Source organism: Zunongwangia atlantica 22II14-10F7 (assembly GCF_002094855.1).
GTDB classification, from domain to species: domain Bacteria; phylum Bacteroidota; class Bacteroidia; order Flavobacteriales; family Flavobacteriaceae; genus Zunongwangia; species Zunongwangia atlantica.
Window position 1 is genome coordinate 206205 of sequence record NZ_ARYN01000005.1, and the last position, 24483, is coordinate 230687.

Annotated in this window: 19 protein-coding genes; 6 read left to right on the forward strand and 13 right to left on the reverse strand. The window is 36.0% G+C overall.

Annotation, left to right across the window (positions count from 1 at the left end):
• Nucleotides 1–9: 9 nt before the first annotated feature.
• Nucleotides 10–567: a thioredoxin family protein gene (locus IIF7_RS07035; protein ID WP_176218914.1), complete on the forward strand. Its 558-nt coding sequence runs from the start codon at nt 10–12 to the stop codon at nt 565–567.
• Nucleotides 568–880: 313 nt separating this feature from the next.
• Nucleotides 881–1522: a peroxiredoxin gene (locus IIF7_RS07040; RefSeq protein WP_084840969.1), complete on the forward strand. Its 642-nt coding sequence runs from the start codon at nt 881–883 to the stop codon at nt 1520–1522.
• A 71-nt stretch (nt 1523–1593) separates the two neighbouring features.
• On the opposite strand, the gene IIF7_RS07045 is transcribed toward IIF7_RS07040, so the two are convergent.
• The 5 genes from IIF7_RS07045 to IIF7_RS07065 form a co-directional block, all read right to left on the reverse strand.
• Nucleotides 1594–2526: a peptidylprolyl isomerase gene (locus tag IIF7_RS07045; RefSeq protein ID WP_084840970.1), complete on the reverse strand. Its 933-nt coding sequence runs from the start codon at nt 2524–2526 to the stop codon at nt 1594–1596.
• 42 nt (nt 2527–2568) lie between these two features.
• On the reverse strand, nt 2569–4194 hold the full coding sequence (locus IIF7_RS07050; RefSeq protein ID WP_084840971.1) for an amidohydrolase: 1626 nt from the start codon (nt 4192–4194) through the stop codon (nt 2569–2571).
• Between the two features lie 99 nt (nt 4195–4293).
• On the reverse strand, nt 4294–5418 hold the full coding sequence (locus tag IIF7_RS07055) for a hypothetical protein (protein WP_084840972.1): 1125 nt from the start codon (nt 5416–5418) through the stop codon (nt 4294–4296).
• 318 nt (nt 5419–5736) lie between these two features.
• Nucleotides 5737–7470 carry a TonB-dependent receptor gene (locus IIF7_RS07060; protein ID WP_084840973.1) on the reverse strand — a complete coding sequence of 578 codons (1734 nt, stop codon included), beginning with the start codon at nt 7468–7470 and terminating at the stop codon, nt 5737–5739.
• 44 nt (nt 7471–7514) lie between these two features.
• A complete protein-coding gene (locus IIF7_RS07065; protein ID WP_084840974.1) occupies nt 7515–10538 on the reverse strand; it encodes a tetratricopeptide repeat protein in 3024 nt (1007 codons plus the stop codon).
• Between the two features lie 286 nt (nt 10539–10824).
• Between IIF7_RS07065 and IIF7_RS07070 the strand changes: the two genes are divergently transcribed.
• Nucleotides 10825–11508 (forward strand): cell division ATP-binding protein FtsE, encoded by a 684-nt coding sequence (locus tag IIF7_RS07070; protein WP_084840975.1) that lies wholly within the window; start codon nt 10825–10827, stop codon nt 11506–11508.
• Nucleotides 11509–11718: 210 nt separating this feature from the next.
• On the opposite strand, the gene IIF7_RS07075 is transcribed toward IIF7_RS07070, so the two are convergent.
• The 8 genes from IIF7_RS07075 to IIF7_RS07110 all read right to left on the reverse strand — a co-directional run bounded on the left by IIF7_RS07075 (nt 11719) and on the right by IIF7_RS07110 (nt 19693).
• Entirely contained in the window at nt 11719–12789 is a 1071-nt protein-coding gene (locus tag IIF7_RS07075) for a transporter family protein (RefSeq protein ID WP_245801568.1), read from the reverse strand.
• The gene (locus IIF7_RS07080; RefSeq protein ID WP_176218915.1) at nt 12767–13819 is read right to left on the reverse strand and encodes a cytochrome-c peroxidase; all 1053 of its coding nucleotides are present in this window, start codon (nt 13817–13819) and stop codon (nt 12767–12769) included. Before IIF7_RS07080 ends, IIF7_RS07075 begins: the two co-directional genes overlap by 23 nt.
• Before the next feature lie 13 nt (nt 13820–13832).
• Nucleotides 13833–14636, reverse strand: a complete 804-nt coding sequence (locus tag IIF7_RS07085) for an MbnP family protein (protein ID WP_084840976.1) — start codon at nt 14634–14636, stop codon at nt 13833–13835.
• 157 nt (nt 14637–14793) lie between these two features.
• The gene (locus IIF7_RS07090; RefSeq protein ID WP_084840977.1) at nt 14794–15114 is read right to left on the reverse strand and encodes a hypothetical protein; all 321 of its coding nucleotides are present in this window, start codon (nt 15112–15114) and stop codon (nt 14794–14796) included.
• A 60-nt stretch (nt 15115–15174) separates the two neighbouring features.
• Nucleotides 15175–15627 carry a peptide chain release factor 1 gene (locus tag IIF7_RS07095; protein WP_084840978.1) on the reverse strand — a complete coding sequence of 151 codons (453 nt, stop codon included), beginning with the start codon at nt 15625–15627 and terminating at the stop codon, nt 15175–15177.
• 100 nt (nt 15628–15727) lie between these two features.
• Complete coding sequence (locus IIF7_RS07100; protein WP_084840979.1) at nt 15728–16063, reverse strand: hypothetical protein; 336 nt, start codon at nt 16061–16063, stop codon at nt 15728–15730.
• 508 nt (nt 16064–16571) lie between these two features.
• Nucleotides 16572–18374, reverse strand: a complete 1803-nt coding sequence (gene typA / locus IIF7_RS07105; protein ID WP_084840980.1) for a translational GTPase TypA — start codon at nt 18372–18374, stop codon at nt 16572–16574.
• A 317-nt stretch (nt 18375–18691) separates the two neighbouring features.
• The gene (locus IIF7_RS07110) at nt 18692–19693 is read right to left on the reverse strand and encodes a hypothetical protein (RefSeq protein WP_084840981.1); all 1002 of its coding nucleotides are present in this window, start codon (nt 19691–19693) and stop codon (nt 18692–18694) included.
• A 311-nt stretch (nt 19694–20004) separates the two neighbouring features.
• On the opposite strand from IIF7_RS07110, the gene kdsA reads away from it, so the two are divergent.
• The 3 genes from kdsA (at nt 20005) to IIF7_RS07125 (ending at nt 24286) form a co-directional block, all read left to right on the forward strand.
• Nucleotides 20005–20823 carry a 3-deoxy-8-phosphooctulonate synthase gene (kdsA, locus tag IIF7_RS07115; RefSeq protein ID WP_084840982.1) on the forward strand — a complete coding sequence of 273 codons (819 nt, stop codon included), beginning with the start codon at nt 20005–20007 and terminating at the stop codon, nt 20821–20823.
• Between the two features lie 222 nt (nt 20824–21045).
• Complete coding sequence (locus IIF7_RS07120; protein ID WP_084840983.1) at nt 21046–22965, forward strand: TlpA disulfide reductase family protein; 1920 nt, start codon at nt 21046–21048, stop codon at nt 22963–22965.
• 160 nt (nt 22966–23125) lie between these two features.
• Nucleotides 23126–24286, forward strand: coding sequence for a hypothetical protein (locus tag IIF7_RS07125; RefSeq protein WP_084840984.1), 1161 nt, complete (start codon nt 23126–23128; stop codon nt 24284–24286).
• Nucleotides 24287–24483 lie beyond the last annotated feature (197 nt).

The following is a 24483-nucleotide window of genomic DNA, read 5'->3' on the forward strand; positions in this document are numbered from 1 at the left end:
TAAAAAATTATGGCACGTACACCATCAAATATGTTGGCTTTAGGAACTAAAGCACCAGAGTTTGAACTATACGATACAGTTACCGATAAAACCTTTGATCTTGAAGCTCTAAAAGGACCAAAAGGAATATTAATCATGTTCATTTGCAACCACTGCCCTTTTGTAAAACATGTAAATCCAGAGATCGCAAAACTAGGTGAAGAATACCAGGCAAAAGGTTTTGGAATCGTTGCGATCTCCAGTAACGATGTAGAAAATTATCCTGATGACAGCCCAGAATTAATGAAAGAAACCGCCCAATCTGAAGCTTATACGTTCCCTTATTTGTATGACGAAGATCAAAGCGTAGCAAAAGCTTACGATGCTGCCTGCACACCAGATTTCTTTCTTTTTGATGAAGATTTAGAGCTGGCTTATCGAGGACAATTAGATGATTCTCGCCCCGGAAATGAAAAACCGGTTACCGGGAAAGATCTAAGAGATGCCATGGAAGCTATTCTGGCTGGAGAAAAGGTTTCTGAAGATCAAAAACCAAGTATTGGTTGTAATATTAAGTGGAAACAGTAGTGGCTGAAATTATACAAAATCAGTTCTTGATTATCCGCAATTTGTAATAATTCGTTGTTTTCGTCATTCCGGACTTGATCCGGAATCTCATATTGTATTAAAAAACAAAATATTGTGATGATACCCTGAAGCAAGTTCAGGGTGACCACACCTCATTATAATTTATTGCGGACATTCAAAATCGGTTCCTATTTTTCTGCGGAAAAACAGACTTCAGGTTAAATTTTTCACAAAACATAATTATCCTATCGATTTACTAGGTTAATTAATTCGATTTTCTTTAATTTTGGATTCAAATTAAAAAAGATCAGTTATGAGCAATATAAGATTAGGAGATACAGCACCAAATTTTGATGCTGAAACTACCGAAGGAAAAATAAACTTTTACGACTATCTAGGTGAAAGCTGGGGAGTTTTATTCTCTCACCCATCAGATTATACTCCGGTTTGTACTACAGAGTTAGGGACTGTTGCTAACTACAAACCAGAATTTGATAAGCGTAACACTAAAGTGATCGCTTTAAGTATCGACGATCTTGAGTCACACAAAGGCTGGGTAAAAGATATTGAGGAAACTCAGGAAGTAAAGCTTAATTATCCAATTATTGCTGATGAGGATAAAAATGTTTCTTCTTTATACGGAATGATTCATCCAAATGAAGATAACAAAGCAACCGTAAGATCTGTATTTATTATTAGCCCAGACAAAAAAGTAAAGTTAACGCTAACCTATCCACCAAGTACAGGTAGAAATTTTGAAGAGATTCTTCGTGTTATCGATTCCTTACAACTAACAGCTTATCATAAAGTAGCTACTCCAGCAAACTGGAAACATGGCGAAGAAGTTGTTATCAGTCCGGCTGTTTCTAACGAAGATGCTAAAGATCTTTTCCCAAAGGGATATAACGAAGTTAAGCCTTATTTAAGGTTAACACCACAACCAAATGTGGACTAATTTGGTAATAAGAATTTGAGATAAAAAAAGCTGCTCGATCGAGCAGCTTTTTTTATGCTTAATTTTTCAGACTATTTTACGTCCATTAATTCTACATCAAAGATCAATGTTGCATTTGGCGGAATTACTCCACCAGCACCGCGCTCACCATATCCAAGATGAGAAGGAATTACAAATCTTGCCTGGTCTCCAACTTTCAGTTTTAGAATACCTTCGTCCCAACCAGCAATAACATGCCCTACTCCTACTGGAAATTCTAATGGCTGATTTCTTTTATAAGAAGAATCGAAAACAGTACCGTCAGCTAAACGTCCTTTGTAATGTACAGAAACTGTTTTTCCTTTTTCTGCCTGCTTACCGTCACCTTCTTGCTCGATCTTATAACGTAAACCGCTTTCGGTTTTCTCGAATCCCTGAGCTAATTCCCCTAGCAATTCTTCCTGTTGTTTTCTTGCAGCAGCTTCACGCTCGGCTTTAGCACCATTAAACTGACGGAAAGTTTCAACCGCATTCCAATTTTTAGCTTCTTCGCCTTCACGAATGATCTCTAATTTCTCGATCTTATCGCCCTGTGCAATGCTATCTACGATATCCTGACCTTCAACAACACTTCCAAAAACAGTATGCTTTCCGTCTAACCACGGAGTTTCTACGTGCGTAATAAAAAACTGACTCCCATTAGTTCCAGGGCCTGCGTTTGCCATAGATAATTTACCAGGCGCATCGTGCTTAAGATCTGGATGAATTTCATCATCAAACTTATATCCAGGACCACCAACACCGGTTCCCTGAGGATCACCACCCTGTACCATAAAATCTGGGATTACACGGTGAAATTTTAATCCGTCGTAATAAGGTGTTCCCTGTGGTTTTGCTTCGTTTTCTAAATTTCCTTCAGCAAGACCTACAAAATTCCCTACTGTTCCCGGAGCCTTTTCATATTCTAATGCTACTAAAATCTCACCTTTTGTGGTGTGAAACTTAGCGTATATTCCGTTATCCATTTTTTAGTTTTTAATTTTAGCAAAGATAATCTTTTCTGTTTCTTAAAACACTTTTTCTCCATTCAGGTAAGTAGCCAAAACTTTTAGATTCGGAATGTTACTTTCATCTACTTCCATAATGTCTTTATCTAACATGATAAAATCTGCAAATTTACCTTTCTCGATACTTCCTTTTTCGTTCTCTTCAAAGTTGGCATAAGCTGCCCAAATGGTCATTCCTTTTAAAGTTTCTTCTCGAGATAAAGCTTCTTCTTTCATAAAACCTCCTTCAGGATAATCTTCAGTATCTTTTCTTGCTACAGCAGCATAAAAAGTTAAAAAAGTACTCACCTGCTCTACCGGAAAATCGGTTCCCAAAGCAACCAATCCTGCCTGATCTAATAATTTTTTATACGCATAAGCACCTTCCTGTAATCGCTGTTCACCCAAACGATCTTCAGCCCAATACATATCGCTGGTGGCATGCGTTGGTTGTACAGAGGGAATAATATTTTTACTGAAATATTTAAAATCTCCTTCATCTACAATTTGTGCGTGCTCTACTCGCCATCTTCTATCTGCTTCATTTTTCAGTAAAGAATCATAAGTTTTTAGCACTACATAATTCGCCGAATCTCCAATAGCATGAGTATTTAATTGATACTTCGATTTTGCAACTTTAGTCGCAACCTCCTTGAAAGTTTCTACAGGAGAAAGCAAAGCTCCAAAATGACCGTGACGATCGCTATATTCTTCTTTTAAGGCCGCACCGCGAGATCCCAAAGCACCATCCCCATAGAACTTTACCGAGCGCACATTTAAACGATCTGTTTTATAAGGATCTTTGTCCAAGTAATAATTCAGGTTTTCTTCAGTATTACTAATCATCGCATAGATTCTCATTTTAAAATCATTATGCTGTTGTAAACTATCCATAAGTTCGATCACTTTACGATCGATCCCGGCGTCTACCACTGTAGTTAAACCATACTCAAAACACATTTTTTGAGCAGCCATTAAACCTTCTGCCATTTCATCTTCTGTTGGCTTTGGCTGCGAATCAAAAATTAACTGCATTGGATTATCCACTAGAATACCGGTTAATTCTCCGTTTTTCTGCTCGATATCACCACCTTCAAAAGGAGTTTCTGTAGTAATTCCTGCTTTATCTAAAGCCGCCTGATTTACAAGCAATGCATGGCCGTCTATTCGGCTTAAAGCAATTGGCGTATCCGGGAATAATCGATCTAAGGTATCTTTGGTAGGAAACTCTTTATCTTCCCAATCGTTTTGATCCCAACCACCACCGGTGATGTAAGATTTATTATTTTTTTGCTGAAATTCAACGATTCTGCCCACTATATCTTCATAGCTTTTTGTTCCTACCAGATTTACCATTTGCTGCTGAAGCCCTAAGCGATAAAAATGGGCATGAGCATCGATAAAACCGGGATAAATCGCTTTACCCTCGGCATCCATAGTTTCGTTAGCTTCATAAGCTGATGTAATTTCTGAAGTTGTTCCAATAGCTTCAAATTTACCGTCTTTTACGGCAAAAGCTTCAGCCATAGAAAAACCTTCGTCTACGGTATAAATCTTTGCATTGGTTACAATTAGATCCACTTTCTGCTTAGAATCACAGGAAAATAAAATAACCGATACAAATAGCATTGTAAAAATCTTACGCATAGTTCACTTTTTAAGATAAGTTGTAAAAATAAAAAATGCACCTTAGCTAAGGTGCATTTGATTGAAATTATATATTTTCTGAAGAAATTCTATAGAAAATTACCCGATAAAACTTGCAAAGATAGCGTCACGGATACTCTTATTTGCAGCAGCAGCTAAGGCTACGGAAATAATTAATCCTAAGAATGCATAAGCAAAATCTCTGGCGATTAATTTGAAAGCTTTCTTTCGATGTTTTTTACCCTTTTTCTTACGCGCAAGACTTATAGCGATCTCACGACCTCCAATTACCCCAAGGAAAACCCATGTAGTACTCATTGGTACTGTGCTAATAAACAACTTGTAGATCAATAATAACACATAGGTTAAATCTACTAAAGTTGCTGCACGTATATCTGAAATTCTAGATTTTTCGCTTACTACTTCCTGGATACGATCACCACGTAAATAGAATAATAATCCTAAACCTAAAAAGATGGTAACCGCAAAGATGATAAACTGAAATAAACTTTGATGTCTTGGTAAGAACACTGCGATATTCGCACCATCCTGCATTACCCAAACCGCCCAAAGCGATCCACTCACAATCCATTGTACCGCCATCCAGCCTGTATGTGCTTTTCTACTTTTAAAGAATTTTCGAATCGCATTATAGGATAAATACCACACCGCAAAAGACAATATAAAAGCCATCACATAACCCGATAAACTTTTACCAATCACTGAAGTTATTCCAGAGGTATCTGCACTAAAAACACTTAAAATAAGGAATGTAGTAGAAACTGGCATTCGCATTCTGGTAAGAATCAATAATACCAGTGGCGCAATGATCTGGAAAAAGCTAAATTTTTCTGGATGCGGATAATCTGATGTCCCATCTGGATTTAAAAGCCGTTGATAGGTTACATCTCCATCATAATGAAAGAAACTCCACGCGACGGTCACCAGAAAAATAGAACCCACAAAAAGCCATAAGATCCACCATTTTCTAGCTTTATTACTTTCAATAAAAGTACCTAAAGACTGGATACTATCATTGGCTACGGTTGCGTAAGCGGCAAAAAAGAAACCAACCCACATTGCAGCTCTTCCATAACCTGTAGAGATACCGGCAACGATAATCCCAACCATAATAATCCCCAGGAAGGTTCTTTCTTTTACAAGAAAATCCAGGATGTTTAAATAAGGACGATCCCGGTTAATACGTTTAAATTTTTTAGCCATTAAAACCTGTTACGTTATTGACGATTTTGGATGCAAATTAACATACTAAACTTGTTAATTTTAATGATCCAATGTTTTGTTATTGTTATCAATTTAGTTCGGCAAAACTAAGAAGTTTTTAAATTGAATATAAAAAATAGATAGGATTTTTATGTATTAATAAAGCAAAGTATCTGGGAGTAAGCCCTCGAGCTACGAATAGGTAAATCTTTTTTTATTTCGAAGCGAGACTTGGGAGAATTAAACCCTCAATGAGGGAGCAAAACAAAAAAGGCGACCTGTTTGCCAGATCGCCTTTTGTTACTGATATATCACTTATTAATTATAATCGAACTTATAGGTTACGCCTCCTAAAACCTGAATTCCCTGCACCTGGAAGTCACTCCATTGCTGATAATCATTATTTAAAAGGTTACTTCCTTTTACAAATGCAGAAAGCTGATCGTTAAAGCGGTATCCAACATGCGCATTAGCATCAAAATAACTATCTAAAGTTGTTGGTTCTAGCTCGATACCACCATCTACAGGGCGATAATCCATAATTGCCATTGCTTCTCTTTCTCCCACTAAAAACAGGTTAGCACCGGCATACCATTTTTCGGTGATTTGATAATCTGCGGTTAACTCGGCATTAAAGTTTGGTAAATTCCATGCTTCTTGCTGCACATCAGTATCATAATCAAAATATTCACCTGTAATTCCTAATCTAAAGTTATCACTTACATCTACACTAAGATTCGCGAAAAAAGACAATGTTTTTAAATTATCGTAAACCACTCCAAAAGAGTTTCCGTAGGCATAACCTTCCATAATTGTTGGTTGGTACGCGTTTCTAAGGAAAAGTGGTTTCATATCTTCAGCATTATAGCCTCCTCTAAAGTTATAAGAAACTGTGTTGGTTAGTTTCCCTTTTGCTCCTAAATAAAAATTATACAAATTGTCTGTTGGCGCTACCATAGCAGTTGGCGAAACATAAGGATTTTGTTGTACAAAACCGTAATATGAATTTTGCTGAAGTCCGCCCTCTAAACCAGCATATGGAGTAAAATAATCTCCTGCTAACTTATAACTTGCGGTAACTTTTGGATATAGATAGAAATTGCTCTCGCTATTTTCTGTATCTAAACCATAGAAAAATGCAGCACCTATATTAAGCGTTAAGTTATTTCTTAAAATCAATAAACTAGGATTTACACCAACATTTAAAAATGTATATTTATTTTCTACATTTTCAGCATACATTCTATCCATAGAACCATTTACAAAATTCGCCTGAACATCTGTAGTAATTAGTTCGTCTGCGATATTAAATTCTAAGGTACTGTTTAGGTCTACTTTTTGCTCTGAAGTTCCAAAAGCATCACCAGTTTGTCTAATTTCAAGATCTGCAGTTTTAAAGAACGAATCGTAAAGTTCGATATTTCCTCCTCCAAAAACCGAATAATAGTTTTGCTGAGAATCTATAGAAAGTATTTCAGCATCTGTCATTGGTACATTTTCAGAAACTCCATACCAGTTATATAACTGATGTTGCACACCAAGCTCAGTATTCCAAGAATAATCACGGTCTTTACTTCCGTAGTTAAGATTCAATGAAGTATCGTAGAATTTATTGTCTAACAATACTCCGTCTATACCTCCCTGGGAAGAATTATGTAGTAAATACACCCCGAAGTTCTGATCGCGGTTTACTTCTATGTTACTGTAAAATTCCGCCAGAACATTTGTGTAATTTCCTAATCCTAAACTTGCATAATTATCATAAGCTTTTGGTGGTCTTACACGCTCTACTCTAGTTGCTCTACCTTTTACCGGAGTAAAAGTTGAAGCTACCGGAACCGAAAAAATATTATATTTCACCGCCTTTTTTGTAGTGCTTACAGAATCTGCTTTTCCCGGCACTGCTTTTATTTTAGAAGCCTCTCTAACCGATGGCGAATAGGGTTTTACCACCGTTACCGTTTCACTGTCTATTGGATCTTGCGCAAAAGCAAAGCCACTTACTAAAAACAGACATAAAAACAAGCTCCTTTTTATTGAAACAAATTTCATATATGATCTCTTAAATTGTTGTTAGGTTGAATTCCTTTTAAGGATTAATTATTTCCGGTTTGTACTGAAGAATTTGTTTTTGCTTCTTCAGCTTTAATTCTGGAAAGTTCCTGTTGCGCTTCCTGAACCACTTCTGGATATTTACTGAAATTTTTGATCACATTATCCAAAACATAGGTTGCCTGGTACGCATCCCCAAGTTCGTAGAAGTTTTTAGCCATTAAGACCAATCCTTTTGCTCCCCATTTTTTATATCCTGAAAAATCTTTCGCCAAGATTTGTACTGCCGCATTTGAAGCTTCGTAGTTATTGCTCTTATTTTTAAAATAAGCATCATAATACAATGCCTCTGCCGCTAATTCTCCGGTTGCAGTTTTCTGAACTTCAGCATAAGCCGCTTTTGCTTTGGCTTCATTTCCAGATTTAATCGCAGATCTTGCTACGATCAATTGTGCATCGGTTCTGGCTTGTTTATCGGCTTCAGGATTTGCCAACACCTTATCTGCATAAGCTGCAGCCTGTCCCGGCTGATTCATCTCGTCATAAGACTTCATCAGGTTAGATTGTGCATAAATCGTATTCTGTGCATCGCCGGCTACTTGCTCTAAACGTTGTAACAATGGCACCGCTTCCTGATATTGTGAATTTTCAAGATAAATTTCAGAAAGTCTAGCTAAAGATTGTTCGGTAAACTCGTTATTTGGTTTATCGATCACATATTTATAATTAGGGATCGATGCTTCCTGATTTCCTTCACGATACTGCAATTGTGCTAAGTAGAAATTAGCATTGATCGCATGGATTCCGTTAGGGAAACTTTTCAAATATTTCTGGAAATTCGATTTTGCCTGCGCAGTATTGTTCGCTAAATATTGATTTTCGGCTGCTTCGTAAGTTGTATTATCTAAATCTGCATCACTTACTTCAACAAAATCGATATTTTTTACCCAGCTTGCATATTCATCTGTTCTACCAAGATCTACGTAAACATTACGTGCGGTAGAAACTGCTTCCATCGCTTCAGGCGTATTTGGATAATCGTTTACTACTTTTCTAAATTTAGAAAGTGCTTTTTCTCCCTGGTTTCCATTATAATAAATTAATCCCTGTCTCAGCATCGCTTTAGGAACCAAAGCACTTCCCGGCACTTCTCTAATTAAACGATCGTAAGTAGAAATTGCCTGCGAAGTATTATTGGTCGCTACATAAGTATTTCCTAATTCATAAAGCGCATCATCACGAAAAGCTGATCTTGGATATTTACTGTTGAATCCTGAAAGATCTTCTATCTTACGTTCGTTACGATCTACAAAACCATAGCTTATAGCTTTTTGAAAAGCTGCATAATCTGCATTACCAACGCCGTTTGCAATAGCTGTATTATAGGATTCCATTGCTGGCCAGTACTGACTATTCACAAAGTAACTATCTCCTAATCTTAAATAGGCATCGTTTCTTTTAGCTGACTCATTTTGGCTGTTTTCAGCGTATCTTTTAAAGTATTCTATCGCACGATCGTATTCATTTTTCTTAAAGTAAGCGTAACCAATATTGTAGTCCAGATCTGCTTTTTCATCGGTTCCCGAAGCAGCGGTCATCCCGCCAAATTCCTTATAACCAATAATTGCATCGTCAATTCTATTTACATTGAATTCACTTTCTGCTTTCCAATAAGTTGCTTTTGCTGTAATTTTTGGGTCACGAGGTTCTTTTAAAGCTTTATCAAAATTCTTGATCGCTTCATAATAATCTCCTTCTTCATAAAGTTGAATTCCGTAGAAATAAGCCACCTTTTGATATGCTACTTTATCTGCAAAATTTCTGTTACTTTCTAAAAGCTGCATCGCTTCTTCAAAATTCCCCGAAGTAATAAAAGAGTTGATCAATAATTCTTCAGCTTCAGCTTTATTCGTAGAATTTGGATAAGTTTCTAAAAACGTAATTAAAACCTTAGAAGGACTCTCGTAGCTATTCCCAATTTCATAACCAAGTTTAGCGTAATTAAGCATCGCATCTTCTTTGATCTTCGCATCAAAATCCATTTCACTGGCATTTTTAAATGCGTTTAATGCCTGCTGCTTTTGTCCAGATTCTAAATACGATTGCGCCAAATGATAATAAGCATTTTGAGCGATCGCATTTTTCCCGTCGATTATTTTATTGAATTCTGAAATTGCGTTTGCATAATCTCCCTGTTGATAGTAAGCATATCCTAACTGGTAATAATCGGTGTTATTCCACTTTCTCCTTACACCCTGATATTCTTTTAAATAAGGAATAGCCTGATCGTATTGTTTTAAATTGAAATAACTCTCACCAATGATCTTATTTAATTGTGATTTTTCCATCACATTAGATTTTGGCAGTTGCTCTTTTCCAAGCTGAATCGCTTTTTCAAAATTTCCAAGCTTAAAGTTCATATCCGCCTGATAATACGAAAGATCCTGGCCATAGCGTTCGTCTCCTTTTACTTCATCAAAATACTGGTTCGCCTGGTCGTAATCGTTAGATTCGTACGCCATGTAGCCAATATAATATTTTGCCTGCGCACCATACTGTTCAGAATCCATTACCCTGTTAAAGTAATTTTTCGCCTGCCCCATATCGTTGGTCTGAAAATATACATAACCCTTATTGAAGTAATACTTTTCCAACTCGGCACGGCTCATACTTTTCTCATCTACCATATCGTACCACTTACGCGCCTGTGGATATTTACCCGTATTAAAATAGTAAGTTGCTACATCGTGGTAGGCAGAATTTGTTTTGGTACTGGTAGGATATCGAGACACAAAACGCTCCATAAGCTCATCTGCTCCTGGCTGGTTTAGTCTCACCGCGGCGTTGGCAACATAATATGCACAATCGCCTTTTATTTTTTCGTCTGTTGCTTCTTCTTTAACATCTGCAAAAAGTTTTTGGGCCGCCAGATATTGCTCGTTATTATACAATTCTAAGGCCTTATTAAATTTTACAAGATCATTGGTATAAATGGCAGACTGTTGGGAAAATCCAATACTTGCCACCAATAGAAAAACAACAATTAGGTAAGGTTTGCCGGTTGTCATTTATAGTTTTTTAGGTTTGGTAATCAAAGATAATTTAATGCTTTAATTCTAAACGCGAATTAAACACTATAATTATGTTAATGTAAAAAAAAGTATATGCCCAGTCTACTAAAACTGTATATTTAGCCTTAGTTTTATAGCTCGAAGTGTTTTATAATTCCTCTAAAAATTAAGCTTGAAATTGTATAATTTTGGCCTCAGTTTTTAGTCTGTTTATAAGAGTATCCAAGTATTAGTCTTGGGCGATAAGCTTTAAAAGCTTTTATACTGAAAAGAATTTTGATTTATGGCCAACGTTGTTCTCGAACTTAAAAATGCTGCAATTTACCAGCGTGAAAATCTTATACTTTCTGAAGTTGATGTGACGGTAAATAAAGGTGATTTTGTATACCTGATAGGAAAAACCGGTACCGGTAAAAGTAGTTTTATGAAAACGCTTTATGGCGATCTTCCTTTAACCGAAGGTGAAGGAACCATCGTAGATTTTAACCTTCGAAAATTAAAGGAAAAAGACATTCCTTATTTACGTAGAAAACTGGGGATTGTTTTTCAGGATTTTAAATTATTGACAGATCGTAATATTAAAGACAATCTTCTTTTTGTATTGAAGGCCACCGGCTGGAAAGACAAAAGCAATATGGATCAAAAGATTGATCTTGTTTTAGAAAAGGTTGGCATGAAGACTAAAGGTTTTAAGTTTCCTTATCAACTTTCTGGTGGAGAGCAACAACGTGTTGCCATTGCTCGTGCGCTTTTAAATGATCCTGAATTGATCCTTGCCGATGAGCCTACCGGAAACCTAGATCCACAAACCTCTGTAGAAGTGATGGAAGTTTTACAGGAAATTAGCCGAAACGGAAACACGATTTTAATGGCCACTCACGATTATGCCTTATTACTGAAATATCCTTCTAAAACCCTAAAATGCGACGGACAACGTGTTTTTGAAGTGGTGCAGAAAACGGTTTAAGTTAGAAGTTAGAAAAACTATTTATTCTGAAATAACCTTCTAAATTTCTAAGACGATTTTATATAAAAAAGCTGCTATTGTAAAAAAATAGCAGCTTTTCTTTTTTACTCGATAATCGAGATTAAATGCTCTAGAGCTTGCCTCAATACAAAGACGATTTTCAAAAAAATGCCTCACAAGCTTGCCCGCTAGTTTACTGGAGTCTGTTTTTTACAACACGAAATTCAGGTGGATTCCTAATCGCATTTTGGCTTCAACAGCGCCGCCATTTAGATCCTGCGATAACGGAAGCATGAGATTAACTCCGCCAGATATTTTTCCGTAGGTAGATTCCACGCCTATTCGGCTAAATAAAACATTTCCTTTTGTATCCTGAACGACCAGACCGTAACTTTCATTTTCTCCAAAAACTTCTCCTGAAATGCCCAAAACCGGACTAATAGAAACAGGCGTAAATGTTTTTGCATTCAAAGTGTTGAAGGTTCTAAATAAATTTACCCCGTAATTAAACTGGTCGCCAAAATGATACTCCTGCTCGTTTTCAGTTTTAATTGTATAGTTCGCTAAAACTCCCAATCCCCAGTTTTTATGACTTACCGAATAATTTGAAGCAAGCAATACATCCCAACTTCCGGTTCCTACCTGAAAACTCGGGTTTACACTGCCTTCATTATTAGCACGATCATATTCCCCGGTTGGTAACTTTACACCTACTCCTACTTCAAGACTGTGCTTGAATTTGGTTTGCTGCTCGGGTAAAAATCCGTCTAACTTTGGTGAAATTAACTGGTAAAATCCAAGTATACTAATATCTCCCAAACCATTAATGCGTTGTGAAGTTTCATCTACAAATTGCCGATTATGAAAATGATATGGCACAATTACATTCAGTTTAATTTTCTGACTAACCGGAATCCTAGCCCAGGCCTGCATAGTATTAAAATTCTCATCGATCCAGGGAGAATTATTGTAAATCCCATCTCGCGAGCGATACTGTTGTGTGATATATCTTACCCCAACAAAATTACCATCACCAATCGTACCGTAGCCCATGCTACCGCCACTACTTCCGCAACCGCAAACATCACAATCATCAAAATCAAAAAATTCGGCACTTGTTTTATGATTTTCAACTAAACCGAAATCTTCAGTAGCAGTTTTAAAATTAAAATTCGCAAAGACATTGGTTGAATCTTTTAAGCTTTCGGCCTTTAAAAAAGTACTGCCAAAAACGCCTAATATCAATAGTATTATGCTTTTAATATTCTGCAAATCGTTCATCGTTTAAAAAAGTTTCGTCGGTTAGGGTATTTAAAAAAGCAATCAAAGCTTCTTTTTCTGCTTCGCTTAAATCGATCCCCAATCTGTTATTTTGTTTTAAAATAGGATCTAAAGTTTCTGAATCCTGCACTCCATTTTGATAGAAATCAAGCACCGACTCTAAACTACCAAAACGGCCATCGTGCATATAGGGTGCAGTGATCGCTACGTTTCGCAAGCTTGGCACTTTAAACTTGTAATTATCGGCTACGCTTCCGGTCACCTCTGCCCTTCCTATATCATCTATACCAGGATAGATAGGCAAACCGTTATTCCTAAAAGCATCATCGGTAAAAAGATCGCTGGTATGGCAGGAAGCGCATTTTTGCTGAAATAACTCATAGCCGTATTCTTCAGTTTCGGTAAAATCACCACCTTCTTCATTCCGCACATATTTATCGTATTTCGAATTTGAAGAGATCATCATCACCATAAACTGCGATAAGGCTTTAAAGAAATATTCGTTGTTTACTTCACCATCTTCAAAAGCTTCAGCAAATAATTGTTGATACTCGGCATCTGCTCTTAATTTCGAAATCACATTCGAGACTGTTTCTCCCATTTCAACTTCATTGGTAATCGGAATTATAGGAAACAAATCCAGATGCGAAGTCGCCCCATCCCAGGCAAATTCTTTCTGAAAGGCCATATTCTGAATAGCGGGCGCATTTCTGGTTCCCTCCAGATCGTCGATACCGTGACTAAATTGATGCCCATGATGCGTAAATGCAAAACGCTGCTCGTGGCAAAATCCGCAGGAAATAAATCCATTTGAAGACAACTTACCATCATAAAACAGCTTTTTACCAAGCTCAAATCCTCTTTCGGTTGGTGCGTTTGCACTTAAATCGTACTGAATTTCCGGAAAATTTGAAGGAATATTCACTTCCAACTCGCGATTGATCGAGATATATTCGGCTTCATCATTACTGCAAGAATTAAATCCAAAAACCAGCAATATCAGCAGTAATTCATTTGTAAATCTACTCATCAATAAGTGCAGATTAATGCTGAACATTTTCTCCGTTATGCACATGATCTACCCGAAACATTCCGCTTACATTTTCAGAGATTTGCGGACTTTTAACTTCGTCGATCATTACCACAGCCGCTTCAGAAAGTTCGATTTTATATTGTCCATCCAATACCTGGTTGGCATCTACGGCCATGTGTACCACCGGACTCAAATTTTCGCTCACCAAGGCATCGGTTGGTAGTTGCAATGTAACTTCACGATAATTATCCAGACTGCTTCCGTGACTTCCCATGTGGATTTGGAAAATTGTAGGCTCGGTTATACTTTCTGAGGTAAAAGTTCCCTCGAAATTCAGGAATTTATAACCTGCCTGCCAGGACCACATCATTTCATTTTCTTCGGCGATTTGAAGAAAATCACCCTGACCTTCCGCGCCCTGCTGATATTTTTCCTGGTCTACTCCTACACCAAATCGAAGCGCCACATATTCATCAGCTGGGATATTCTCTAAAAGAACTTCGGTAAGCTCATTTTCCTCACTTATTACAAAATAACTATCATCTTTTGGGTAGGTAAATTCGGTTCCTTCAGCATCGATAAGCACAAAATTGCTCACGATATAATTGAAACGATTAATCGTTAAACTTTCGCCGTTAGAATTCGTATAACTAGCGGCACCAAGCAAAAGTGCATCGCCATTAACACCGGCATCAAATTCGATACGTACATTATTTTCGCCACCTAGATTGTTTACTGCATCGTCATCTGAAGAACAGGCGGTTAACGAAATAGCAAGAAGTATTACAAGAGTTTTTATATAATTAAAATTCATTTTGTTTAAATTTTGAAGTGCTTTTTAAGTAATTTTAAATAGTATTTTTCCACTATGCCTTTTTCCAAAAACTTTATTTGATTTAGGAAATTTCAGACATAGCTATGGCTGTCGGTCTTATTGCGTAAGCCGATTTTAGCCTTTTTAAAATGAATTTTTAAACAATAGGAGGTTTTACCATTCTCTTATTAAAGAGAAAAGTATAAAGTGCCAGATAAGCAAACTGCTGCTTTTCAGCTTTCTTAAAATTGACTGGTTTTTCATCGAAAATCACCTCATCAACTTCAAAATATAACAAAGGCAGCTCGTATCTATTGGCTAAGATTCCGCGTTTTTCTTCGTGCTCTTCATCTGCCTGCTGGGCCAGCGACTGCATTAGGTAACATTTACCATTACAGGCGAGATCTGGCCGATCTTTATTAATACACAATTCGGTTACTATATAATCGTAATTGAAAATATAGTCGAAAATGGGCATTATGGGTTTAAGCAGGATAAAAAAGGCTACGAAAAAGCCTAAATATCGCATTCGAAAAACTTATTTATTAGTAAGCGCTTGTGCGTTTTTTATGCTAGAATCTACAGCTTGCTGCATTGCTTTTACATCGCCAAGTTCTTCCTGTAAAGCTTCGATTTGCTGCTGAAGTTCTTCGTTAGTCATTTTTTGAACTTTCGCTTTATTCTTCACAAATTCGTCGCTAAAGCTATGCATCCAATCCATCATTAGCTTATCGGCTTCCTGTAGTTTTTGCTCGGCTTTTAGATATTTCTCAGCTGTACTACTGGTATCGGCGATCGCCTTTAGTTCTTTCGAAATTTCTGGAATATCACCCATTTTAGGCATCACCTCGTCGTGAACGTCCAACACCTGGTGAAATAATTCTTCGTACTGTTCTTTTTTAGCTGAAGTACTTTCAGCACAGGAAACAGCGATTAATGTAAGGCCTAATATTAGAGCCGATCTATAGATTAGTTTTATTGAAATTTTCATCTTAAACTTTTAAGTTTTTAAAAATACATAGTTACTATTCAGAAATAATTTTCTGAATAGTCTAAAAATTGATCCTTAAATTCTCGAATATCGAGAAAACTTAAATGATTGGAGGGTGAAAGAAATCCTGAAGAGAATAATATTGATAAAACTGAGGTTTTGCAACGAAGTTATGGGCAATCGCTTCAGTATCGAAATTGGTATTTAAAATCAGTTGTTTTTCAGCATAAAATAAAGGAATCTCTATTTTTTTTGCTGAAGTTTCCTTTTTTTGCTGTGATTCTTTTTCTGAAGCTTCAGCTAAAGCCTGCATCAAATAACATTTCCCATTACAAGCCAGTTCAGGACGGTCTTTATTTTCGCAAAGCTCTTTGCTTATGTAATCGTAATTCAGCACATATTCCACTACCGGAAAAGCAGGCCGAATAACAATCAAAAACGCGAATATGGGAAACAAGAATTTCACGATGCAAAAATAGCTAAATCGCCAGCTTTATTCAACAGAAACGATGATTTTATAGGATTCAATATTCGTTAAAATTTTGGTCTTTTTTTTCTAGATACTAGACGTTAGATGTGAGATGTGAGACAAGAGACTTGGATAATGTGATGATGTGATGATTTGAAAATGTGATAATGTGATGATGTGGTAATGTTGAATGTTGAATGTTGAATGTTGAATGTTGAATGCTGAAATATGAATTTGATAATTTGAAAATGCGGTGATGTGATGAACGATTTTATGAATATCGAATTCCGAATTTGAAAATTATTGAAAGATTTGGAATTTGCGGAATCAGGAGGCAAGAGATAGGATAAAACTATTCGAATTTTAAATTTTGATCGCTGACAGCTGTAAACCGTGAACTGTCAACTGTCAACTAAACAAAAAAACCTCACGAGTTTAGTACTGTGAGGTTTTTGTTTCGGTATAAAAATATCGATTAGATAATCTTATTTCTTTTTCTTTCGTTTTCAGTTAAGAAGATCTTTCTTAATCTTAAGTGATTTGGAGTTACTTCTACATACTCATCTTTCTGAATATATTCTAAAGCTTCTTCCAAAGAGAACTTAATTGCAGGAACGATTTTCGCTTTTTCATCTGCTCCTGAAGAACGTACGTTAGAAAGTTTTTTGGTTTTTGTGATGTTCACTACCATATCATCCTGGCGTGAGTTCTCACCAATAACCTGACCTTCGTAAATATCTTCTCCCGGATCTACAAAGAATTTACCACGATCCTGAAGTTTATCGATAGAATAAGGAATTGCAGTTCCTTTCTCCATAGATACTAAAGATCCATTTAAACGCTCTGGAATTCCTCCTTTTAACGGCTGATATTCTTTAAAACGGTGTGCCATAATTGCTTCACCGGCAGTTGCGGTTAATAACTGGTTACGTAAACCTATAATTCCACGAGATGGGATGATAAATTCACAAACCATACGATCTCCTTTAGCTTCCATAGATAGCATTTCTCCTTTACGAAGGGTTACCATTTCTACTGCTTTACCAGAAACATTTTCTGGAAGATCGATCGTTAATTCTTCAACAGGCTCACATTTAACACCATCAATCTCTTTGATAATTACCTGTGGCTGCCCAATTTGTAATTCGTATCCTTCACGACGCATGGTTTCAATAAGTACTGATAAGTGAAGTACCCCACGACCAAACACCATAAATTTATCTGCACTATCTGTTTCATTAACACGTAATGCAAGGTTCTTTTCTAATTCTTTTGTAAGTCTTTCTTTAATGTGTCTAGACGTTACAAACTTACCGTCTTTACCAAAGAAAGGAGAATCGTTAATGGTAAATAACATACTCATTGTAGGCTCGTCGATAGCAATCGTTTTTAAAGCCTCTGGATTTTCAAAATCGGCAATAGTATCACCAATTTCAAAGCCTTCTAATCCTACAACCGCACAAATATCCCCAGCTTCAACTGTTTCTACCTTACGTCTTCCAAGACCTTCAAAAGTATGAAGTTCTTTGATCTTGGTTTTCTTTATCGTTCCGTCTCTTTTTACCAAAGAAACATTCATTCCTTCTTTTAAGATTCCACGTTGTAAACGGCCAATGGCAATACGTCCTGTAAAAGAAGAGAAATCTAAAGAAGTAATAAGCATTTGTGGTGTTCCTTCTTTATCTACTTTTGGAGAAGGAATATGCTCGATCACCATATCTAACAATGGCTCGATATTTTCTGTCTGGTTTTTCCAGTCTTCACTCATCCAGTTGTTCTTAGCAGAACCATAAACTGTTGGGAAGTCTAACTGCCACTCTTCTGCTCCAAGCTCGAACATTAAATCGAATACTTTTTCGTGAACTTCTTCTGGAGTACAGTTTTCTTTATCTACTTTGTTTACAACCACACATGGTTTTAAACCAAGATCGATGGCCTTTTGAAGTACAAAACGAGTTTGTGGCATAGGCCCTTCAAACGCATCTACTAAAAGTAAAACACCATCTGCCATATTTAACACACGCTCTACCTCTCCACCAAAATCGGCGTGACCAGGAGTATCGATAATGTTAATCTTTGTATCCTTATATACTACAGATACGTTTTTGGAAGTAATGGTAATACCACGCTCTCTCTCAAGATCGTTATTATCCAAAATAAGATCACCTGTATTCTCGTTTTCTCTAAATAAACGACAATGATACATGATCTTATCAACCAGGGTAGTTTTACCGTGGTCTACGTGCGCAATAATTGCAATATTTTTAATAGCTGCCATAAAAGCCTGTTTTTAAAGGGCGCAAATATACAGCTATTTTTCGCCAAATAAATATTATTGAAAAAAATAATTTAAAAGTAACAATTTGTTTCACAAATACTTACAAAGCAGCTTTAGTTTTAAAATTGAAATAAAGATAAATTCACAAAGATACGCGCCCACTATTAGGAATAAATAAATATGGAAAACCGAATACTATTTTAAATAGCAAACTCACTTAAGGCAAGTCCCTGAGGTATTTATTTGAAGAATAAATTTTTAAAGTCTGTCTACTTTCACTTAAAAAAATTAGAGTTAAAATTCGATAAAACCGACTACTATTTTTTTAAATAATATTTGTAAAGCTTAGCATCTTCAGGTTGGTTGGCCGCTTCGCTTAATGTAAAATAATTCCCTTCTTCATCAAAACTTATCGCTTCACCCTGTACTTCGGGAATATATGGCGCTTTTTGAGGTTCACGTTGTAACATTTCAAAAATGGTTTCGGCCGTTCCCCGCTCCCAATAAAAAATCTCTTCCCTATTTTTTATCGCCAACCTGGTCCCATCTAATGAAAAATTGGCTGCAGAAACTCGGTTAAAAGAAAGCTCACCAACTTTAATTAATTTATTCTTTTTTTCCTTTTTTGCAGGAAATGGCAACACATAAACAATCGATCTGGAGTCTCTTTTGGTGACCAGAAAAATATCCAGCGTAAAAGGATCTACAAAAAGAGCTTCGGCATCATGGTTTTTATCGGGGTATTTTAATTTGATCTTAGATAAATCTTTTGGCTTCCACTTTTCTTTTTTATCGCCCTTTTTATATTTAGGCTCTTTAAAACGATAAATTTTATAATCTGAGCGCTTCTCTTTATTATCGCCGGTATCTGAAATATAAATATAAGGCTCGCCAGATCTGGGATCGATAGTTACCTCTACATCTTCCCAATCTTTATTTTTAATCCCTTTTATTTCGTAAGTCGCTTCAAGCTCGCCTGTTTGGGCATTAATTAAAAACAACTCGTTATCGTTGCCAGAATCGTTATGCGTCCAAAGCATTCCTGGATTTTTTACTGAATATGCCAAACCAGAGGCTTCTTCTACATCTACTATTCCCATTAGTTTTGGGTGATTTTCATAATCCTGGTTATCTGAAATTTCATCTTTATCGTAAGAAGTTTTAAAGTCTTTAATTTCTTTCCAGTTTGTAGATTTAACTTCCGAAGAAAAGACTTCAGCATCCTGCTTTTTCTGCGCGTTTCCGTTAAAACAATTCAGCATAAAAAAACTGAAAAACAACAAACTAAAACGCATAATATCGATCTTAAAAAAGCTCATTTTTTCTGAAATTTGGGGTTTTGGCTTCAAACAAACACTCAAAAGATTAAAAAAGAAGCATTAACAATACAAAACTGAAGGTTTTACTTCCTGAAAATCTATTTAAAAAGGTTTGTAGGGCTTATTTTGCACAAAAATAGGCTGTTTTAATGAGCATTCAGGTTAAATAATCGTCAATACTCTATTAAAGAGCTGAAAAAATTAACCCTAAAAACAACTAATATCGGCTTGTACTAAAAAAATATCTGTCAAACTAAAAATATGGTTGGCAAATTTGATTAAGTTATCTTTGCTGAATTAATTCTCGAAAAATGAAATTAGAAAATATACCACAAATACATAATGCCGATTCTGATAACTTCTTTCTTCTTGCCGGGCCATGTGCCATCGAAGGTGAAGAAATGGCTTTAAGAATTGCTGAAAAAGTTGTTGAAATTACCGATAAACTGAAAATTCCTTACGTATTTAAAGGAAGTTTTAAAAAAGCGAATCGTTCTCGTATCGATAGTTTTACCGGGATTGGTGACGAAAAAGCCTTGAAGATCCTTAGAAAAGTTTCTGAAACTTTTAAAGTGCCAACGATTACCGATATTCATGAAATTAGCGACGCAAAATTAGCCGCAGAATATGTTGATATTCTACAAATTCCGGCTTTTCTTGTTCGCCAGACCGATCTTGTAGTTGCCGCCGCTGAAACCGGAAAAACGGTAAACCTAAAAAAAGGTCAGTTTATGAGTCCGGAATCGATGCAACATGCGGTAACTAAGGTAACCGACTGTAATAATGAGCAAGTAATGGTTACAGATCGTGGTACTATGTTTGGCTACAAAGATATGATCGTAGATTTTAGAGGTATCCCAACCATGCGCGAGTTTGCCCCTACGGTTTTAGATGTTACGCACAGCTTACAACAGCCTAACCAAACCAGCGGAGTGACCGGTGGTAGACCAGATATGATTGAAACCATTGCCAGAGCCGGAGTTGTAAATAATGTAGATGGATTATTTATAGAAACGCACTTTGATCCTGCAAATGCAAAAAGTGATGGCGCTAATATGCTAGACCTAAAATATTTAGAACAATTAATGACTAATCTTGTTGCGATAAGACAAACCATTAATGCTTTCTAATTAGAAATTTATTTTATTTCTAAAAAAGGCTCTGTAATCTAAAAACTGCTAACAGAGCCTTTTTGTTTTTGATAAAATCAGGGCGCATTTTTACGCTTTACTCATTTAAAAACGATTATATTATTCAATATTCAGATTAAATGTTAAATCAACGCTTAAACATAAAACTTTAACTCTTTTTAACTATTTTCATACGCACCACATAAAAACATCAATCATAATATGAAAAAATTAATACTACCCGCAATAGCTTTATGTACCGCTTTAACGTCTTGTGAAAGCGAACCTGAAGATAAAGGGAAAGATATAGGGGCTTTACATATAAGTAAAGAATTTCCACAACCGGGAGATGAAATTAAAATAACTTATGCATCTAAGGATAGTATCCCAGATACCGAAGATGAGAAGGTAAAAGGTATCATCAATTTTATGACTGGTACCGGGATATATCCAGAAGATATAGAGCTTAAGGATTCGGCTATGCTTTACACCTCAAGCATTAAAATTCCAGATACGGCTACGGCTATTTCATTTCAGTTCAAGCAATACAATATAGACGATAATAACAATAAAGCTGGATTTGTATTACCATTATATAATGAAGAAGGCAATCCTTTATCTGGAAGTACTTCGCAGATCGCAAATTTTTACGGGCTGGGTGAGCGCTACGGAGGTGTAGAAATACCTAAAGATTCTATTGTTGCCAGCTATGAAAGTGATTTTGAAAAGGATCCTTCTTTAGAAACAAAATGGGCATTTTCTTATATCGCCATGATTAAAGGTGACAAAGAAAAAGCCAGTGCTTTTGTTGAAAAGCAAATGGAGGCTGCAAAAGAAAACGACTCGTTAACCGAAGGAGATTACTCCAATTTATATCAAGTAAATGCTATTGTAGGGAATAAAGAAGCTGCAGATTCTTTAAGAAGTTTGATTCCTGAAAAATTTCCAAAAGGTTCTATGGCTACATCTAGCTATTACCAAAAAATGTATCAGTCACAAGGTATTGATGCTAAAGAAGAAGTTTTCAAAGATTACGAAGATAAAATAGGAAAAGATAACGTTTATAGAAGCTATATGTTATCGATGCTGGCAAGTGAACTGGCTGCCGAAGGTGAAATTGACAAAGCACAGGAATATGCTTCAAAAATTTCTGAAAAAGGAAGAGTAGCTTCAGCATATAATAGTATCGCCTGGAAATTAGTTGAAGAAAACAAAAACCTGGATCAAGCCCAGGAAATTTCTAAAAAATCTTTAGCTATTTTAGATAATATCGATCCTAAAAAAGAAAAATCTGAAACTCAGACAGCTTCGCAATTCGATGCAAATCTAGATTATCAAAAATCTATGTATAGCGACACTTATGCAACAATAATGTATAAGCAAGGTGATTTAAAAGAAGCGATTAAATATCAGGAAATGGCTACCAATTCTAAAATGGCCGATGCTGATATTACCGAAAAATACATTCAATATTTAGTTGAAGATGAGCAATACGGTGTTGCCAAGGAAAAGGCGGCCGATTTTATTGCTGAAAATAAAGGTTCTGAAAAATTAAAAGAATACTATAAGGAAGCCTATACTGCAAGTGGTGATGCTTCTGGATTTGAAGACGAGTTAGCTATGCTTGAAGAAAAAGGGCATGAAAAAGCTAAAAGCGATATCAAAAAAATGATGATCGACGAGGATGCTAGCAAATTTGCTCTAAAAGATCTTGATGGTAACGAGGTTAGTTTAGAAGAATTAAAAGGAAAAACCGTTGTTCTAGATTTTTGGGCAACCTGGTGTGGACCATGTAAAATGTCGTTCCCGGGAATGCAAAAAGCCGTGGTTGCACATAAAGATAATCCAAACGTAGAATTCTTATTTATTGATACCTGGGAGAGACAAACTCCAGATGTTCGTATGAAAGAAGTAACCGAATTTATTGCTGATAATGAATATGATTTTCATGTTTTAATGGATGAAAAAGTTGAAGATAGCAATGATTTTAAAGTGGTAGATTCTTATGGAGTTTCAGGAATTCCTACAAAATTTGTAGTAGGACCTGATGGCCGTATTAAATTTAAATCTGTAGGTTGGAATGGCAACACCGATAAGTTAGCGGAAGAACTTGCCATTATGATTCAGCTTGCACAATCTTAATTTGTAGTCTAATTCTGTTTTTTGTTTATAATTTTCTATTTAAAGCCTTCTATGCTCATAGAAGGCTTTTTTCTGTCTTAAACTTTAATTAATTATTAAAATTTTATCTTTTTAACAAAATTAATAATTATTCATAGTAACTTAAACAAAAAAGTATCCTATGAATAAACTATTACTCAAAAACTACTTTTTTCCACTTCTATTATTTAGCATTCTACTCCCCTATCAAAATTTTGCTCAGGAAAAAAATGATGAGAAACCAAAACCGAAATTAGATATTGGTGGCGCCTTACGTTTTAATTACAATCTCTCTTCCTGGAAACCAGAAATGCAAGAAAGAGGAGGCGATTTTGGCTTTGATGTTTTTCGGCTTGCCGTAAATGGTTCCTATAAAAACCTGTATGTAAATGCCGAATATCGACTTTATTCAGAAGCTTTTGGTGGCGGTTTTTTGAAGCAGGGCTGGCTTGGATATAGGTTAGACGACAAGCGCGAAATACAAATGGGATTAGTACAGGTTCCTTTTGGTATTGAGCGCTATAATTCTCATAACTGGTTTTTAAATTTACCATACTACGTTGGTTTAGAAGACGATTATGATATGGGAATTAGATATTCGTATATGGGTGATATGTTCGAGTATCATGCAGGATTTTTTAAAAATGCTGAAGAACTAACTTTTGGTAATAATTCACCGGCTTCACCCAATCGATATTCTTATGATGTGGTTGGTAATAATAAAGAAGTAAATCAGATAACCGGAAAGATTCTTTACAAACCCAATTTAGATGCCATGCATAAAGTGGGCTTATCTGCACAATATGGCGGATTGTATAATATTGAAACTACAGAAACCGGAAATCGATATGCCCTAGCCATTCATTACGAATATAAATCTGATGACTGGTTTATAAAAGCACAGGCTACAAAAGCAGAATTTGATCCTGCTAATGCTCCCGGAGAAACCAGAAATATTATCCAAATGGGCGCCTATGGAACTCCGTACGAAGTGGCTACAAATTTTGAGATCTACAACTTTGGAGTTTCACACCTTTTCTATATCAATAGAGATTTTGTAGAAAAAATAGAGATATACAATGATTTTGGATATATGCACAAACGTATCGATGGTTTTGGCGATTCTTATATGAATGTTTTGGGTGTGCTAATTAATTCGGGGCCGGTAAGCACATATATCGATTATGCTGCAGGATACAATCATTCCTGGTTAGGAGGCGATTTTGATAACGAATTTTCTACCGGTGATCCAGATCCAAAATGGGAAGCAAGATTCAATATTAATATTGGATATTATTTCTAACAAATTTAGAATCTCAAATAAAATCATTGCTAAAATTAGAAGCAATAGCTTAAAGTACTGCTAAAGATGGTTTAAGGCTTTATTAAAATTTAGGATTTTGGAATTGATTTTTCTTTTTTCGCAATCCGCTTAAATCATTACGCAATGCCAGGCACATTTTATTAAAAAATGCTTGATACAAAAACGTCCTAATCTCA